Raw genomic sequence first — 15,694 nt, forward strand, 5'->3', positions numbered from 1 at the left:
GCCACCGCGACGACCGGCGGTCGCCGGCGCTCACAGCAGCCGGCGGCGGGTCAGGAGGCGGAAGGCCAGATACCCCGGCGGTACCGGGAGCCAGAACGTCGCGAGACGGTATATCAGGGTGCCCGCGACGGCGGCGTCCAGTGGCACTCCGTAGAGCAGCAGCCCGGACACGAGCGCGGCCTCGGTGGCGCCGAGCCCGCCGGGGGTGGGCGCGGCGGACGAGACGCCCTCGCCGACGAGGCAGACCAGGATCACCGGGGGCAGGTGCGCGAGGGGGAGCGGGCCGGTGGCCAGGAGCGCGAGGTAGAGACAGAGGCCGTAGGTGAGGGTGAGCGCCGTGGACGCGACGACCAGCCACCACAGGCCGTGCTGACGGGTCAGGGCGCGCAGGGCGGTGACGACCTGGCCGGCCGCGTCGCGTCCGCGCCGTCGGAGCCGTGGCGCGGCGAGGACGGCCGCCAGGACGAGCAGCACGGCCAGGGCGCCCAGCAGCAGCGGTATCGCTCTGGTCGCGTCATGGGTGAGGATGCGGGCGGGCCGGCGGGCGAACGGCAGCAGCACCGGCAGGAGCAGCACGACCGACACCGCACCGGCGGCGCGGGAGACGCCGACGGCGGTGGCCGCGTCGGCGGTGGTGAGTTCCCTCTGGTGCAGGTACCGCAGGCTGAGCGCGGCGCCGCCGAGGCTGCCGGGAGCCAGCCGGTTGGCGAACGACGCGGCCACCTGCACCAGGGTGGCCTCGCCCAGCGGGATCCGCTTGGCCGCGGCGAGCCGGAGCACGACGCCGCTGAGCAGGTAGGTCAGGGCGGAGCCGAGCAGCGTCGCGGCGACCGCGAGCGGATCGGCGTGCAGGATGAGCCGCGCCGCCGTGCGTATCTCGCCGAGCTGCGGGAGCAGCAGGTGCACGATCAGCCCCAGGATCAGCAGCTCCAGGACGGTGCGGCGGTTGAACCGGACCACCTTCGCCGCCCGGCGGTCGCGTTCGGGGCAGCGCCGCACGATCTCCTGGCGGAGGCTGTCGAGCATGCCGGGACGGCCGCGCAGGGCGCTGCGGCCGGCGCGGGACAGCACCGCGGGTTGCAGGAACGGCACGCTGTCCGCGACCGCCGCGGCGCCCAGACGGTCGACCGCGGCGGCGACCACAGCGGCGGGGTCCACCCGCGTGGACAGGGCGACCATCAGCTCGACGACGTCGCGGGCCCGCTGGTCGGCCGGGGCGTCGTCGGTGGCGAAGCCCAAATCCACCAGGTGGACGTGGTCCCGGCCGACGAGCACGTTAGCGGCGCGCAGGTCGCGGTGTGCGATGCCGGCCCGGTGCAGGCGAGCCACCTGGTTCCACGCGTCGCGTACGGCGGCGGGCGGGACCGGTCCGACGACGGCGTGCAGCGGGGCGGCGTCGATGAACTCCTGCACCAGGACGGCGTCGCCGCCGGACACGGCGGCGGTCGTGACGACCGCCGGGACCCGCACGCCGGCGCGCTCGGCCAACAGGGTCATGCAGGTTTCGTGTTCGCTCTGCTGGCGGGCGCTCAGATACGGAGGCGCGTCGGCCACATGCCGGTACCGCGCCCTGCGGTAGAGCTTGTAGGCCCAGTCCGCGTCGCGTTGCTCGCCGCCGGTCACCTTGACGAACAACCGCCGCCCGCCGGTGGTGACCGCCCGCCACGGCTGCGAACCCCGGGCGTCACCGTGGATCGGCGTCAGCCCTGCCACGTCGATCCCGCGCCGCCGCAGCGCCGCCCGCAGGGCGGGCACCGACCGCTGCGGCCCGACCTCGCCGACCACGAGCCGGGTCACGCAGACCGCGAGCCAGCCGACGAGGAACCCGCCGACCACGTCGACCGGCAGGTGCGCCCCGACGTGGATCCGGGCCACGGCGACCAGGGCGATCGCCGCCCAGGCCGCCCGGCGCCACCGGGTGCCCCCGGCCCGCGCCGCGACGAGCGCCAAAGCGGTGGCGACCGCGACGTGTCCCGACGGGTATCCGTACCGGCCGCTGATCGTCTCCCGCAGGACCACATCGGTGAGCAACGCCACCGGCCGCTGCCGGGCGACCGCGGCCTTGGCGGCGACCGCGAGCCAGTACGCCAGGTTCCCGGCCAGCAGCAGGCTCCACGCCGTGCCGATCCGGCGGGCCAGGACGGCTGCGGTGGCGGCGACGAACACCGCCGGGTAGGAGCCGAGCTGCATGACCAGGACCAGGACCGGAGTCAGCCCGGCGGGAAGGTGGTTGAGGAGGGCGAACAGGTCCCGTTCCCAGGGCGGCACCCGGCGGCTCCGGACGGCCGCGCTGAGCGCTGTCAGCAGACCGGTCGAGGCGGCCAGGCTGACCAGCAGGGCGGGCGACGGGCGATGCGTACGCGCTGCCACCGGTCCTCGGCCGCCCCTCAGTCGGCGCAGATGCCTGCTGTCGACCCGAACCCTACGGATCGCCGCCCCGGCGGATGCTCCGGTTCGCCACCGGTCAACCCGTCGGGGGCGACAATCAGCTGGTGGTGGACACGGTGGTGCAGACGCTCGTCGGGCTGCCGCCGGTCCTCGTCCTGACGCTGGTGTTCGTCCTGCCGGCGCTGGAGTCCTCGACGCTGCTCGGGCTCGTCGTACCGGGTGAGACAGCGATCCTGATCGGCGGGCTGGTGGCCCACGGTGGCGCGCTGCCGCTGTGGGCGGTGGTGGCCGCCGGGGCGGCCGGGGCCTGCCTCGGCGACCAGGCCGGGTACGCCCTCGGCCGCCGGTACGGCCCGGGTGTGCTCGCCCGCGCTCCACGGGTGCTGCGCCGGCGCCTCGACATCGCGCGGGCCCGCCGCCTGGTCGCCCGCCGAGGGGGGGGTGGGCGGTGCTCATCGGACGATGGGTGGCGGTGCTGCGCGCCGTGGTCCCCCTGATCGCCGGCACCGGTGGGATGCGGTGGCCGGTGTTCCTCCGGGCGAACCTGGCCGGCGGGCTGGTGTGGGCGACGGCCGTGGCGCTGCGGGTCTGGCGGATCCGGCGCCGCGCGGCGCAGCGCTGAACGGTGGCGTCAGTCGTGACCGCGTACCAGGGGCAGGAACACCTCGTCCACGATCTCGACCAGTACCTCGTCGGGGACGGAGGGGACGCCGCGCATCGCGTACTCGGCGCGCAGCAGCATCATCGGTACCGTCGCCACCCGGTGACGGACTGCTGCCGCCGGCGCCTCGCCCCGGGCCGCGGCCCGTTCCAGCATCCCGATCCACGCACGGTCCATGGTGTCGGCGCCGGACCGTTCGCGCATGAGGGTGAGCAGCTCCGGGTCGTCGGCCGCGGCGGCGAGCAGGCCGCGCAGGACGGCCCCGTGCGGCGACGACCACGTCTCGTTCGCGAGCCGGAGCATCTCGAGCGCGTCACCGCGCAGCGTGCCCGTGTCCGGGTTCGGCATGGCCGCGTCGGTCAGGTGGCGGTACGCCGCGACGCCCAGCGCCGCCCGGTGCGGCCATCGGCGGTAGATCGCGTTCTTGTTGGTCCCGGCGCGGGCGGCCACCCGGTCCATCGTCATCCCCGCGTATCCGGACTCGCGCAGTTCCTCCGCCGCGGCCCGCAGGATCGCCTGTTCCAGTTCCTCGCCCCGCCGCCTCCTGCTCATGCCTTGCAGGGTACGCGCCGTACCTTATAGGGTACGGCGCGTACCCTAAGAGTGGAGTCATCGATGCGCGTCTTCGGCATGAACTACGACACCGGCTTCGTCAGCGCCGGGTCCACCACCCACGAGCCGTTCGACCCCGACGTCGTGCGCAGCGACCTGCGTGTCATCCGCGACGAGCTGCGGTGCGACGCGGTCCGCGTCACCGGCGGCGTGCAGGATCGGCTGGAGCTGACCGCACGGCTGGCGGCCGAGGCGGGGCTCGAGGTGTGGTACTGCCCGTTCACCAACGGCCTGGACCGCGACGGCCTCATGGCGTTCCTGCTCGACGGCGCCGAGCGGGCCGAGCGGCTGCGGCGTGACGGCACCCCGGTCGTCTACCTCACCGGTTCCGAGATCTCCCTGTTCACCGACGGTTTCCTGCCCGGCCGTGACCTGACCGAGCGGATGGCGGTGTTCACCGACCCGATGCGGATGCGGGAGGCGGTCCCGGCCGCGCGGGCCGCGGTGCGCGACTTCCTCGCCGAAGCGGTACCCGCGGTGCGGGAGCGCTTCGGCGGCCCCGTCGGGTACGCCTCGATCCCGCTCGAGGACGTCGACTGGACGGCCTTCGACATCATCGCCAGCGACGCCGGCTACCGCGACGCGACCAACTCCGCGGCGTTCCCGCAGTCCCTGGCGGCGGCCGTGGGGCAGGGCAAGCCGTACGCGGCGACCGAGTTCGGCTGCTGCACGTACCGTGGCGCGGCCGACGTCGCGGGCGCGACCGAACCGGTGGCCTACGACGAGCACGGCCGTGCGGCGAAGCTCACCGCGGAACTGGAGCGCGACGAGGAAGGCCAGGCACGCTACCTCGTCGACCTGCTGCGCGACTACGAGGCCGGCGGGGCGGAGGCGGCGTTCGTGTACACGTTCGCGAACCGGCACCTGCCGACCACCGGCGACCCCGCGCACGACTACGACCTGGCGTCACGGGGGATCGTGCGCGTGCTGCCGGACGGCTCGTGGACGCCCAAGGCCGCCTTCCACGCCCTGGCCGAATACGGCCGCGCCCGTGCGCTGAGCCGGACCGAATTCGGTGGTGGCGATCGCGGCGGGCGGGCAAGGTAGGACTGCACGCCGGCGGCGAGCGCCGCCACGACGACGACCACCAGGAGAAACGATGCGAGCAGCTTCCACGCTTCGGACCCTTGCCCGTCCTACCGTGGAGCTCCGCCTTGGCCCTGTTGAACCTCGGAATCGTCGCGCATGTTGACGCCGGAAAGACCAGCCTGACCGAACGCCTCCTCTACGAGGCGGGCGCCGTGGCCGAGCCGGGCAGCGTCGACGCCGGCACGACCCGGACCGACTCGATGGAACTGGAACGCCGCCGCGGCATCACCATCCGGGCGGCCGTCACGTCGATCACGATCGGCGACCTCAGCATCAACCTGCTGGACACCCCCGGCCACCCCGACTTCATCGCGGAGGTCGAGCGGTCCCTGGCCGTCCTCGACGCCGCCGTGCTCGTGGTGTCGAGCGTGGAGGGCGTCCAGCCGCAGACCGTCGCCATCTGGCGGGCGCTGCGTCGCATCGGCGTACCGACCGTGTTCTTCTTCAACAAGGTCGACCGTGGCGGCGCCGACGTGGACCGGGTGACGGCCCAGGTACGGCAGCGGCTCGGTGCGCGGCCGGTCCTGCTCGGCACTGTCACCGGGCAGGGCACACGCGAGGCCAGGGTGCACGCCGTGGGCCTCGACGCCGAGCCGGTGGTGGCCGAGGTGGCGGAGGTCGACGACGCGGTGGCGGCGCGCTGGCTGGCCGACCGGCCGGTCCGCGTACGCGACGTCCGCCGGGCGCTGCGCCGCGCGGTGCGCCGCGCCGACCTGGTCCCGGCGGTGTGCGGCTCGGCCATCACCGGCGCCGGGGTACGCCGGCTGTGCGACGTCCTGGCCGACCTGCTGCCGTACGGCGAGGCGCGGGACGGACCGCCGGCGGGCACCGTCTTCGCCGTCGACCGGGACGGGCACGGCCGGCGTGTCTGGCTGCGGCTGTGGTCCGGGCGCCTGCGGGTACGGGACCGGGTGCGGCTCGGCGACGGCCGCCCGGAACCGGTGACGGAGATCGCCGTCATCGAGCCCGCCGGTGTGCTGGTGCGCCGGTCGGTCTCCGCCGGGCAGATCGCGGCGGTACGCGGGGTGTCCGCCCGGATCGGCCAGCACATAGGTGACCCGCCACGGCGGCACGACTACCGGTTCCCGCCACCGACCCGGCAGGCGGTCGTCGAGCCGGTCGACCCGGCGCAGCGCCTGGCGATGTTCGCCGGTCTGGCCGAACTGGCCGACGAGGATCCGCTGGTGGACCTACGCCTCGACGAGCAGCAGGCGGAGGCGGTGATCCGCCTGCACGGCGAGGTCCAGAAGGAGGTCCTCGCCGCCCTGATGGAGGACCGGTACGGCGTCCGGGTGCGGTTCTCCGGCACGCTCACCGCCTGCATCGAACGGGTCGCCGGCACCGGCAGCGCCGAGGAGCGGGTACGGGAACGCGGCAACCCGTACCTGGCCGGGCTGGGGTTGCGCATCGAGGCCGCACCGGCCGGGCACGGCATCGGGTTCCGGCCCGGGATCGAGCCGGGCCGGCTGCCCCCGGCGTTCGTCGCCGCCACCGAGGAGGGCGTGCGGGCCGCGCTGCGGCAGGGCCGGCACGGCTGGCCGGTCACCGACTGCACCGTCACCATGACGGCGTCCCGGTACTGGCCCCGGCAGAGCCGGCCGCACCAGAAGTTCGACAAGTCGATCTCGACGGTGGCGGCGGACTTCCGCAACCTCGCCCCGGTCGTGGTCGCCGCCGCGCTGCGGCAGGCCGGGACGCGGGTGTGCCAGCCGATCGAACGGTTCGACGTCAACCTGCCCCGGCACGCGGTGGAGACGGTGCTGGCGCTGCTCGGCCGGCTCGGCGCGGTGGTCCACGACACCGCCGTCGCGGGCGGCTACCTGGAGGTGAGCGGCACCCTGCCGTCCGCCCGGGTGCCGCGGGTCGTCGCCGCCCTGCCCGACCTCACCGGCGGCGAGGCGGTCCTGACCACCACCTTCGACCACTACGCGCCGGTCACCGGCGAGGAACCGCCGGCACTGCCCCGGCGCGGACCCGACCCGGACGACCGGGAGGCGTGGTTCCGGGCGGTACCGAGGTAGGCGGCGACGGCGGCGCTGCGGGGATAGGATCACCGGCGCCCGCCGCCGCCCGTACCCGTTGGAGCCCCGCTGTCCCCGCAGCCGGCCACCCACCTCGCCCGGCGAGTCCGCCGGGTGCTGGCAGTGGTGTGCCTGCTCGTCGTTGCCGGGCTGCCCGCCGGATCCTCGAACGCCGGCGCCACCGGCTCGGGAACGCTGCGGGTGCTCCAGATGAACCTGTGCAACAGCGGCCGAGCCGGCTGCTACACCGGCCGGGCCGTCCCGCGGGCCGCCGACGTGATCGCCGCCGAGGCGCCCGACGTGGTCACGCTCAACGAGATCTGCCGCGACGACGTGGCGACGCTGGAGCGGACGCTGCGGGCCGCCCGCACCGGCGGCACCGTGGTGTCCGCGTTCCAGGCCGCCGGTGACCGCCCCTCCGGCGGTCCCACCCGGTGCAACAACGGCGAGCCGTACGGGATCGGGCTGCTGACCCGCCTCGACGGCCGGGACGCGCGATCGTCCGTGCACCGGGGCACCTATCCGGCGCAGGACCTCGCAGACCCGGAGGAGCGGGTCTGGCTCTGCGTCCGGGGCGACCGGTTGCACGCCTGCACCACGCACCTGGCGAACACCAGCGGCCAGGTGGCGCTGGCCCAGTGCGGGCAGTTGCTCGGCGCGGTGGTGCCGGGGACCCGGGGCGACGCCGGGAGCGCGCCGACAGTTCTCGGCGGTGACCTCAACCTGCGCGTCGGTGGCACCCCGGACGTGCGCTCGTGCGTGCCGGTCGGTTACCGGCGGATCGACGACGGCGCCCGGCAGCAGATCCTGGCGTCCGGCGGCGTGACGATCTGCTGCCGCCGCGCGGTGGACATGCGCGGGACGACAGACCACCCGGCGCTGCTGGCGACCATGGTCCGCGCCCGCCGTCACCTGTGATCAGAGGAACCGCCAGCGCTGGTGCGCGGCCCCGGTGTCGTCGGCGAGGACCGCCTGCGCGCCCTGAGCGCCGGAGCCGCCGCTGAGCCCGAGCACCCGGCCCCCGTTCGCGCACTGGATCCGGAACCAGCCGCCTCCGCCGTGCCGCAGCCGCCACCTGTGATCGGCGGTGCCGTTGTCGGCCCACTGGACGATCCGGGCGCCCGCCGCGGTCGAACCACCCTCGACGCCGAGCACCTTGCCGCTGTTGCCGTTGCGCAGCCGCAGGTAGCCGCCGGTGTCCACGAGCGCGGTCCAGAGGTGGTCGGCGGTGCCGGTGTCGCCCCACTGGATGACCGGCCCGCCGTCGGCAGTCGACATGTCCTGCACGCCGAGCACCAGCCCGCTGCCGAGGTTCTGGATCCGCCGCGCGCCGTCGGGCAGGAACCGCCACTGGTTGTCCAGGCTGCCGTTGTCCGGATCCTGCACGGCGAACGCGCCCTGGGCGGTCGAGCCGCCGGAGATGCCGAGCAGCTTGCCGGTGTGCACGTTGCGCAACTTGTGGCTGCCGTCGCCGACGTCGACCACTGTCCACAGGTGGTCGGCGGTGCCGTTGTCCGCCCACTGGAGGATCCGGGCGCCGTCGGCGGTGGACATGTTCTCCACCCCCAGCACCTTGCCGCTGTTGACGTTGCGCAGCCGCAGCGCCGACCCGTCCACCACCAGCTGCCAGTCGTGGTCGGCGGTGCCGGTGTCGCCCCACTGCAGCGCGAGCCCGCCGTCGGCGGTCGACATGTTCTGGATGCCGAGCACCAGCCCGCTCGCCGCGTTGGCGAGCCGGAAACTCGCCTCACCGCCGCCACCGCCCGCGCCGACCCGCCAGTAGACCGTGTAGTTGTGCCCGTGGGCGTCGTAGAACGGGCCGAGGTCGACGGTGGCGCCGTCGGCCCGGGCGGTGAACGCGAGAGAGCCCGTGCCGGTACGGGTGACCGAGGCGGGATCCAGCGTGGGCAGGCCGCTCAACGTGGTGTTGCCGTAGTTGCCGGAGAGCACCACCGGCCCGTACGTGACGGCCTGCACCGCGGCGTCGTCGTTGGCAGGCACCGTGGCGACCCGCATCGGCAGCCGGACCGTGACCGTGTCGCCGGAGGTCCAGGCCCGGGTCAGGACGGCATAGCTGCCGGGCGTGGTGGCGATGCCCGCCGCGACGCCGTTGACGCTGACGCTCGCCCCGCTGGTCCACGCCGGGATCCGGATCCGCATCGTCCACGACCCGGCCACCGAGCCGGTGACGGTGAGCGTCGTGGTGTCGCCGACCGGGTACGACGTGGCCTGGGTGACGGTGATGTCGCGCTGGCTCCAGGTGAGCACCGACGGGACGAACAGGTTGACGGTCAGCGTGGTGCCGTTGTGGAAGTAGATCCCGTCCGCCAGCGTCGTGTTGGTCTCCAGCCCGGTGCCCTGGCAGCACCAGAACGAGTTGTAGTCGGTGCTCCAGGTGCCGCCGCCCCACGCCGGGCCGACACCGCGCCGCCCGCCCGGGTTGAGCGGGGTGAAGTAGGTGACGTGACCGTGCGCGTCGGCCGGGTTCTGCTGGCCGATCATGTGGTTGAGCAGTGCCCGTTCGTAGAAGTCGGCGTACGCGACCCGGTCCGGGTCGAGCTGCCACAGCTCCCGGGTCAGCTTGAGCATGTTGTACGTGTTGCACGCCTCGCAGGTGTCGTTGCGCAGGTAGCCGGCGATCGCGTTGGGCGCGCGGAAGTGCTCGGCCTGGCTGTTGCCGCCGATGGCGTACGTGTGCGCGCCGACCGTGATGGCCCACGCGTTCGCGGCGATGTCCCGGTAGCGGGTGACGCCGGTGGCCTTGTACTCCCGGGCCGTGCCGATCCACTTGGGCACCTGCGTGTTGGCGTGCAGCCCGTTGAGCTGGTCGGAGTTCGCGGCGAGCGGGTTGAACACGGCGGCGTGGTCGAACCGCTGGGCGACAGTCAGCCACCGCCCGTCGCCGGTCTGCTGGTAGAGGTCGGTCAGCACCGCGTTCATGCCGCCGAACTCGGTGCCGAGCATCGCCTGCATCTGGGCCGAGGTGAGGCGGCTGGTGCGCTGGTCGACCCAGCCGGCCAGCGCCAGCAGCACGTCCCGGGCCTGGGTGCTGCCGATCAGCCGCCACACGTCCAGCAGCCCGGCCAGCGTCTTGTGGATGCAGTAGTAGGGGACGTTGCCGTTGCTGAGCGTCCGGGCCTCCAGCGCGGTGAAGTCGGACTCCGGGAAGCCGGACAGGTAGCCGGCGTTGAACCCGGCCGCGCCGTTGTTGGCCTGGCAGCGGGCGAGCTCGGCGACCATGGTGAGCGCCTTGTCCCGGCAGGTGGTGTCGCCGAGCACCGCCCACGCCTGCGCCCAGGCGGTCAGGAAGTGCCCCTGCATGTGGGTGCGGAACGGGAAGTTCGGCGCGTCCCAGCCGCCGTTGGCGGCGGCGCCGCCGGTGGACAGGCGGTGGTTGGCCCGGAAGTTGTAGAGCAGCCGGTTCACGTCGACGAAGCGCAGGTAGGCGACCGTACGGTTCTGGTTGTCCTGCCAGCGGCCGGCGGTCAGCCGGACCTGGCCGCTGTCGAACGCGTACGCGGACACGCCGATGTCGGGGCGGGCCGGTGGCAGCGCGGCGTGTGCCGTAACGCCTGCGGAGACGGACCCGGCGGTGGCTGCGACGGCTGTTGCGGCGGTCGTACGCAGGAGGAATCGGCGGTTCACCAGGGGAGCGGGCATGACGGCCTCCGTGGCGGGGGACGGTGGTGGTGGGTGACGGTTACGCGGTGACCCGGAAGGTGGCGTCCTGCCTGTCGATCGCCGGTGAGCCGGCGCCCAGCGGGTCGATGCGCAGCCGGTAGTCGTAGTGCCGTAGATAGCGGGTGGGGAAGTTGTGCGAGCGGAACGACGACCAGGTGCTGTCCGCCAGGCCGGCGGTGCGGTGGAAGGTGGCGTCGGCGCGGAACGTGGCGGTGCCGTCGTTCGGGTCCAGCCGGACCGCGTAGTCGTAGTGCCGCAGGTAGTTGCCGGGGTAGTTGACCGACTCGAACGAGACGCCGGCGGAGTCGGCCAGGCCGGGGACCATGCGCCACATCTGGTCCTGGTAGGGGTCGAACGGGTACGCGTCGACGCGGGCGATCCGGTCGGCGTGGCGGACGTAGCGGTCGGGCAGGTTCGACGACTTGAGCCGGACCCAGTTCGGCGTGCCCCAGCGGTTGACCAGGCCGGCGTACCCGGCGTCGCTGATGCCGATCATCGAGCCGTGCTTGGAGTTCAGCGGCGGGGTGTAGTCGCGCTGGTTCAGCGGCGTCCACGAGTTGCCCGAGATGGTCGTGGTGGACCAGGCGTAGTAGTCGTTGTTGACCGGGCTGAACGAGTCGCCCCACAGCCGCCAGCCGCCCTCGTTCGTGCGCAGCAGCAGCGGCGCCTCGATCGCGTTGCCCTGCCGCAGCCCGCTGGTGTACGTGGTGAAGCTGTTCGGCGCGGCGGTGGTGGAGCGGGCGCCGTACAGGTAGCCGTCGTCGAGGTTCTTGTAGTAGAGGTACGTGGTGCCGCCGTCGACCACCACGTCGCCGTCGAGCACACCGAAGCCCGGGCTGAAGTAGACCTGCGGCGCGCTGACGGTGCGGAAGTCGCTCGTGTAGTTGACGAACAGTACGTCCCGGCCGTTGTTGGCGGAGTAGACGATGGCGTACTGCCCGCGGGCGGCGTCCCAGAACGCGGTCGGCGCCCACGTGTGGGTGTCGAGCGTGTGCATCCGGATGCGCCGGTAGCCGGTGAACGCGGTCAGGTCGGCCGAATCCCACACGTGCAGGTACTGGCTGGTCAGCCCCCAGTTGGTGCCCTTGAGGTCGGTCGCGAGCACCACGAAGGTGCCGTCGGTCTTGCGCAGCACGAACGGGTCGCGCAGGCCGAGCTGCCCGGCGGTCGGGGTGACCACCGGGTTGTTCTGGTTCAGCGGGGTCCAGTTCAGGCCGTCCCGGCTGACGGCCAGGTGCAGGCCGTAGTCGGCGCCGAGTCCGTTCGGCGTCTCGGTGAAGTAGGCCATCGCGTAGGCGGTGTTCGGGGCGGCGAGCGCGCCGCGGGGCCGGCTGAGCGCGCCGGTGGCGGCGGCAGCGGCGGACAGGGCGCCGACTGTGAACGCGCGTCGGGTGAGGGGCACGGGAGGGCCTTTCTCTGCGGGGAGATGACGGCCGCGTTAACGCTAACAACGTTCCCTAGCCTGGCGTTCACATAGCTGACTGTCAATCGATCCGCAGCGTTGACGCGAGCGTGGCGCGCTCACCTGCGGCGCACGCGCCGCAGGGCGGGCCGCGTTCTCACGGCCCGCCCTGCCCGGCTGTCCGGCGCCCGGCCGGCGACGGATCAGCGGTTGCGGTAGTGGTTCATGGCAAGGGCCACGCCGGACGCCAGCGCCAGCACGCCGAAGGCCGAACCGGCCCACGGGTTGTCCAGGACGTTCGACAGCGTCACGTTCGCCACCACGCCGACGACGAGCACCAGCCAGAGCAGCGGGCGCATCCGGGTGACGGGCGTCGTCGCGGCGGTGGTCTCGGCGGTACGGTCCAGGTCGTTCACGGCTGCCTCCTCGGGTGATGTCCTTGCACCTGAACGTTAGGCGCGCGGCCGGCCGGCAACGATCCCGCCAGCACGACAACCGGGGTACAGCAGGCTGTACTTTCCGCCCCCGGCCCTGACGCACGGCGACGGCGGTGACCTATCGTGACGGCCGGGGGTGGGCCGGGGATGGAGTACGTACGCGGGCGGTTCCGTGCTGCGGTGACCGCGCTGGAGCACCTCGTCGGCGGGCTCGGCACCGCCGTGCTGGCGCTCGGCGTGCTGCTCGGGACGCTCGTGGTGGCGGCGGCGTGCGTCGGCGGGGTCGGGCTGCTGCTCGTACCCGGGCTGCTCCAGGCGGTGCGGTCGGTGGCCGACCGGGAACGCGCCCGGCTGTCCCGGTGGGGGCCGCCGATCCCGGCGCCCGGCCCGGCGCCGGCCGGGGTGCGCCCGGCACTGCGCGACCCGGTCGTCCGGCGGGAACTGCGCTGGGTGGCCCTCCACGGAACGCTCGGCTTCGGCGCCGGGCTGATCGCACTCGCGCTGCCGATCTACGCCGTGCAGGACATGACGTTCCCGCTCTGGTACCGGCTGGTGCCGCCGGAGGCCGGCGCGCCCGGCCTCGGCTGGTGGCACATCGACGGGCTCGGCGACGCGCTGACGGTCGCCGTGCTCGGGGTCGGCTGGCTGGTCCTCGCGGTCACGACCGGCCCGGCGCTCGCGCGGGTCCAGGCCCGGCCGGGCCGTCGGCTGCTGCCCCCGCCGCCCGGGTTCGACCTGTCGTTGCGGGTCGCCGAACTCACCGCCACCCGGGCCGCCGCGCTCGACGCCCACGCGGTGGAGCTGCGCCGGATCGAACGCTCGCTGCACGACGGCACGCAGAACCGGCTGGTCGCGGTGAACGTGCTGCTCGGCGCCGCGCGGCGGGCGGTACGCCGTGACCCGGCCCGCGCCGACGAGATCCTGGAACGCGCGCAGAACGCGGCCGAGCAGGCGCTCGGCGAGCTGCGTACGGTGGTGCGCGGCATCCTGCCGCCGGTGCTCGGCGACCGGGGCCTGGCCGGGGCGCTCGACGGACTCGCCGCGGAGTGCGCGGTGCCGTGCCGCCTGTCGGTGGACGTCGACGTGCGCTGCGCGGCGTCGGTCGAGGCCACCGCGTACTTCGTGGTGGCCGAGGCGCTGACGAACGTGGTCCGGCACAGCGGCGCGAGCGCGGTGGACGTCGCCGTGCGCCGGGAGGGGGACCGGCTGCTCGTGACGGTCACCGACGACGGGCGCGGGGACGCCGACGAGACGCGCGGCTCCGGGCTGACCGGCATCCGCCGCCGGGTCGAGGCGTACGACGGGCGGATGACGCTGACGAGTCCACCGGGAGGACCGACGAGGATGCACGTGGAGCTGCCATGCGGATCGTGATCGCCGAGGACGACGCGCTGCTGCGCGAAGGGCTGGCGCTGCTGCTGCGCGCCGAGGACCTGGACGTGGTCGCCACCGCCGGCACGCCGGGGGAGTTCCTGACCGCTGTGGACCAGCACCGGCCGGACGTGGCGATCGTCGACGTGCGGATGCCGCCCACGCACACCGACGAGGGCATCGTCGCCGCGGTCGAGGCCCGCCGCCGCCTGCCGGACCTCGCGGTGCTGGTCCTGTCCGCGTACGTCGAGCAGGCGTTCGCCACCGAGCTGTTCTCGGTCGGCGCCTCCGGGCTCGGCTACCTGCTCAAGGAACGGGTGGGCCGGGTCGAGGAGTTCCTCGCCGCGCTGCACCGCGTCGCGGACGGCGGCAGCGTGATCGACCCCGAGGTGGTCGGGCAACTGCTCGCCCGCAACCGGCGGCCGGACACCGCGCTGGCCGAGCTGTCGCCGCGTGAGCACGAGGTGCTGGCGCTGATGGCCGAGGGGCTGGGCAACGGCGCGATCGCGGAACGGCTGTTCGTCACCGAGGGCGCGGTGCACAAGCACATCCGCAGCATCTTCGCGAAGCTGAGCCTGCCGCCGGACGACCGCGCCGACCGCCGGGTCACCGCCGTGCTGCGCTACCTCGACGGCCGGCGGTAGACGTACGCACGCGCGCCGCCTCGCGGGAGGCGGCGCGCGTGCGGTGAACCGGGGATCAGCGGCCGGTGCCGCACAGGGCCGCGTCGACGGTGCTGGTGACCGCCTCCAGCATCTCCAGGCTGGTCGGCAGCGCGGTCACCGCGACCACCGCGCTGCGCCCGTCCGTGGTGGCCAGGTTGCGGGTCTGGAAGCCCTGGATGTCGCCGCCGTGCCCCCAGGCGTGGCCGCCGCAGGGCAGCTCGTGCCGGGCGATGCCCAGGCCGTACTCCCACACCCCGGTGGGCTCGAAGTCGGGTGCCGGCACCGTGCGCGTCAGCGCCGCCTGCTGGGCGGGCTTGAGCAGCTTGCCCGCCAGCAGCGCCTCGAAGAACGTCCGCAGGTCCGACGGGGTCGAGACGAGCTGACCGGCGGCCCAGCCCAGCGACGGGTCCATCCGGGTCACGTCGATCCACGGCGCGCCCGGCTCCACCGCGACGTATCCGCGCGGCAGACGCCCCGGCAGGTCCTGCTCGCCGGTCTGCGGCCAGTACGTGTCACGCAGCCGCAGCGGCTCGATGATCCGCCGGGTGATCTCCTCGCCGACCGGGCGTTTGGTGACCCGCTCGACGATCAGCCCGGCCAGGACGAAGTTGGTGTTGCTGTACTCCCACCTCTGACCCGGCGGGAAGCGCCGCGACTGGGTGAGTGCCTCGTCCAGCAGCCGGCGCGGGTCGAAGTAGTCGCTGCGGCGGTCCACCAGGTCCTGCGCCTCGCTGAACACGACCTCGTCGTAGTCGGGCAGGCCGCTGGTCTGTTGCAGCAGCTGACGTACGGTGATCCGCCGCCCGTCGTTGCCGTTCGCGCGCACCATGCCTGGGAGGTAGCGCTCGACGGTGGCGTCCAGGTCGACGCGGCCCTCGCCGACGAGCTGGAGGACGACCACGGCGGTGAACGTCTTGGTGTTGCTGCCGATCCGCACCCGGGCGTCGAGGGGGATTCCGGCGCCGGTGCGCAGGTCACCGACCCCGGCGGTGTAGTCGCGCACCCGGCCGTCGCGGCGTACGGAGGCCAGCGCCCCGGGGAAGCCGTGCTCGGCGACCATGCCGTCCAGCCGCTGCTGGACCGCGTCGGCGGCCGGACGCCGGGCGTCGGTGGTGGTGGCGGACGCGGCGGGCACACCCAGTGCGGTGACGGTCAGCAGAGCCGTGGCGCCGACGGCGACCGGGAAGGTACGGCGGGTCATGGGAACTCCTCGACGGGGTGAACGGGTACGGGCTCAAGCCTCGCCAGAACCGGTCCCGCGCTCCATCCCGCCAGCTACCGAGCCGGGGTAGCGCTGGCACTACTTGATCGCTCCCGGCGCCGCCGGTTAGGCTCCGCGCAGCGTCGCGTGCCGGTGGCAGACCGTG

13 protein-coding genes are annotated in these 15,694 nt (G+C 73.9%); 7 read left to right on the plus strand and 6 right to left on the minus strand.

From position 1 onward, the window contains the following. Window positions 1-30: 30 nt before the first annotated feature. Window positions 31-2,370, minus strand: a complete 2,340-nt coding sequence (locus tag OC439_RS16725; protein ID WP_262014220.1) for a lysylphosphatidylglycerol synthase domain-containing protein — start codon at window positions 2,368-2,370, stop codon at window positions 31-33. A gap of 122 nt (window positions 2,371-2,492) precedes the next feature. Here OC439_RS16725 and OC439_RS16730 point away from each other — a divergent pair, with 122 nt between their 5' ends. Together OC439_RS16730 and OC439_RS16735 are read left to right on the plus strand one after the other, a co-directional pair. Next, window positions 2,493-2,885 (plus strand): DedA family protein, encoded by a 393-nt coding sequence (locus OC439_RS16730; RefSeq protein ID WP_262014221.1) that lies wholly within the window; start codon window positions 2,493-2,495, stop codon window positions 2,883-2,885. Continuing rightward, window positions 2,861-3,010: a hypothetical protein gene (locus tag OC439_RS16735; RefSeq protein WP_262014222.1), complete on the plus strand. Its 150-nt coding sequence runs from the start codon at window positions 2,861-2,863 to the stop codon at window positions 3,008-3,010. Before OC439_RS16730 ends, OC439_RS16735 begins: the two co-directional genes overlap by 25 nt. 9 nt (window positions 3,011-3,019) lie before the next feature. Here the strand turns inward: OC439_RS16735 and OC439_RS16740 are convergent, their stop codons facing one another. After that, the gene (locus OC439_RS16740) at window positions 3,020-3,601 is read right to left on the minus strand and encodes a TetR/AcrR family transcriptional regulator (protein WP_262014223.1); all 582 of its coding nucleotides are present in this window, start codon (window positions 3,599-3,601) and stop codon (window positions 3,020-3,022) included. A gap of 63 nt (window positions 3,602-3,664) precedes the next feature. On the opposite strand from OC439_RS16740, the gene OC439_RS16745 reads away from it, so the two are divergent. The 3 genes from OC439_RS16745 to OC439_RS16755 all read left to right on the plus strand — a co-directional run bounded on the left by OC439_RS16745 (window position 3,665) and on the right by OC439_RS16755 (window position 7,689). Continuing rightward, window positions 3,665-4,708, plus strand: coding sequence for a hypothetical protein (locus tag OC439_RS16745; RefSeq protein ID WP_262014224.1), 1,044 nt, complete (start codon window positions 3,665-3,667; stop codon window positions 4,706-4,708). A gap of 107 nt (window positions 4,709-4,815) precedes the next feature. Continuing rightward, window positions 4,816-6,771 carry an elongation factor G gene (locus OC439_RS16750; protein ID WP_262014225.1) on the plus strand — a complete coding sequence of 652 codons (1,956 nt, stop codon included), beginning with the start codon at window positions 4,816-4,818 and terminating at the stop codon, window positions 6,769-6,771. A gap of 114 nt (window positions 6,772-6,885) precedes the next feature. Beyond that, the gene (locus OC439_RS16755) at window positions 6,886-7,689 is read left to right on the plus strand and encodes an endonuclease/exonuclease/phosphatase family protein (protein ID WP_262014226.1); all 804 of its coding nucleotides are present in this window, start codon (window positions 6,886-6,888) and stop codon (window positions 7,687-7,689) included. Here OC439_RS16755 and OC439_RS16760 read toward each other — a convergent pair whose 3' ends face one another. The 3 genes from OC439_RS16760 to OC439_RS16770 form a co-directional block, all read right to left on the minus strand. Continuing rightward, a complete protein-coding gene (locus OC439_RS16760) occupies window positions 7,690-10,431 on the minus strand; it encodes a beta-L-arabinofuranosidase domain-containing protein (protein WP_262014227.1) in 2,742 nt (913 codons plus the stop codon). 40 nt (window positions 10,432-10,471) lie between these two features. Further along, window positions 10,472-11,854 carry a glycoside hydrolase family 43 protein gene (locus OC439_RS16765; RefSeq protein ID WP_262014228.1) on the minus strand — a complete coding sequence of 461 codons (1,383 nt, stop codon included), beginning with the start codon at window positions 11,852-11,854 and terminating at the stop codon, window positions 10,472-10,474. Window positions 11,855-12,057: 203 nt separating this feature from the next. Then, window positions 12,058-12,270 carry a hypothetical protein gene (locus OC439_RS16770; protein ID WP_262014229.1) on the minus strand — a complete coding sequence of 71 codons (213 nt, stop codon included), beginning with the start codon at window positions 12,268-12,270 and terminating at the stop codon, window positions 12,058-12,060. Between the two features lie 168 nt (window positions 12,271-12,438). Here OC439_RS16770 and OC439_RS16775 point away from each other — a divergent pair, with 168 nt between their 5' ends. Next, window positions 12,439-13,665 (plus strand): sensor histidine kinase, encoded by a 1,227-nt coding sequence (locus tag OC439_RS16775; RefSeq protein ID WP_262014230.1) that lies wholly within the window; start codon window positions 12,439-12,441, stop codon window positions 13,663-13,665. After that, window positions 13,653-14,306 (plus strand): response regulator transcription factor, encoded by a 654-nt coding sequence (locus OC439_RS16780; protein WP_262014231.1) that lies wholly within the window; start codon window positions 13,653-13,655, stop codon window positions 14,304-14,306. The genes OC439_RS16775 and OC439_RS16780 overlap by 13 nt, the downstream gene beginning before the upstream one ends. A 55-nt stretch (window positions 14,307-14,361) precedes the next feature. On the opposite strand, the gene OC439_RS16785 is transcribed toward OC439_RS16780, so the two are convergent. Further along, window positions 14,362-15,528 (minus strand): serine hydrolase domain-containing protein, encoded by a 1,167-nt coding sequence (locus OC439_RS16785; protein WP_262014232.1) that lies wholly within the window; start codon window positions 15,526-15,528, stop codon window positions 14,362-14,364. Window positions 15,529-15,694 lie beyond the last annotated feature (166 nt).

This window comes from Micromonospora sp. Mcm103, assembly GCF_024519755.1.
In the GTDB taxonomy this organism is placed as follows: domain Bacteria; phylum Actinomycetota; class Actinomycetes; order Mycobacteriales; family Micromonosporaceae; genus Micromonospora; species Micromonospora aurantiaca.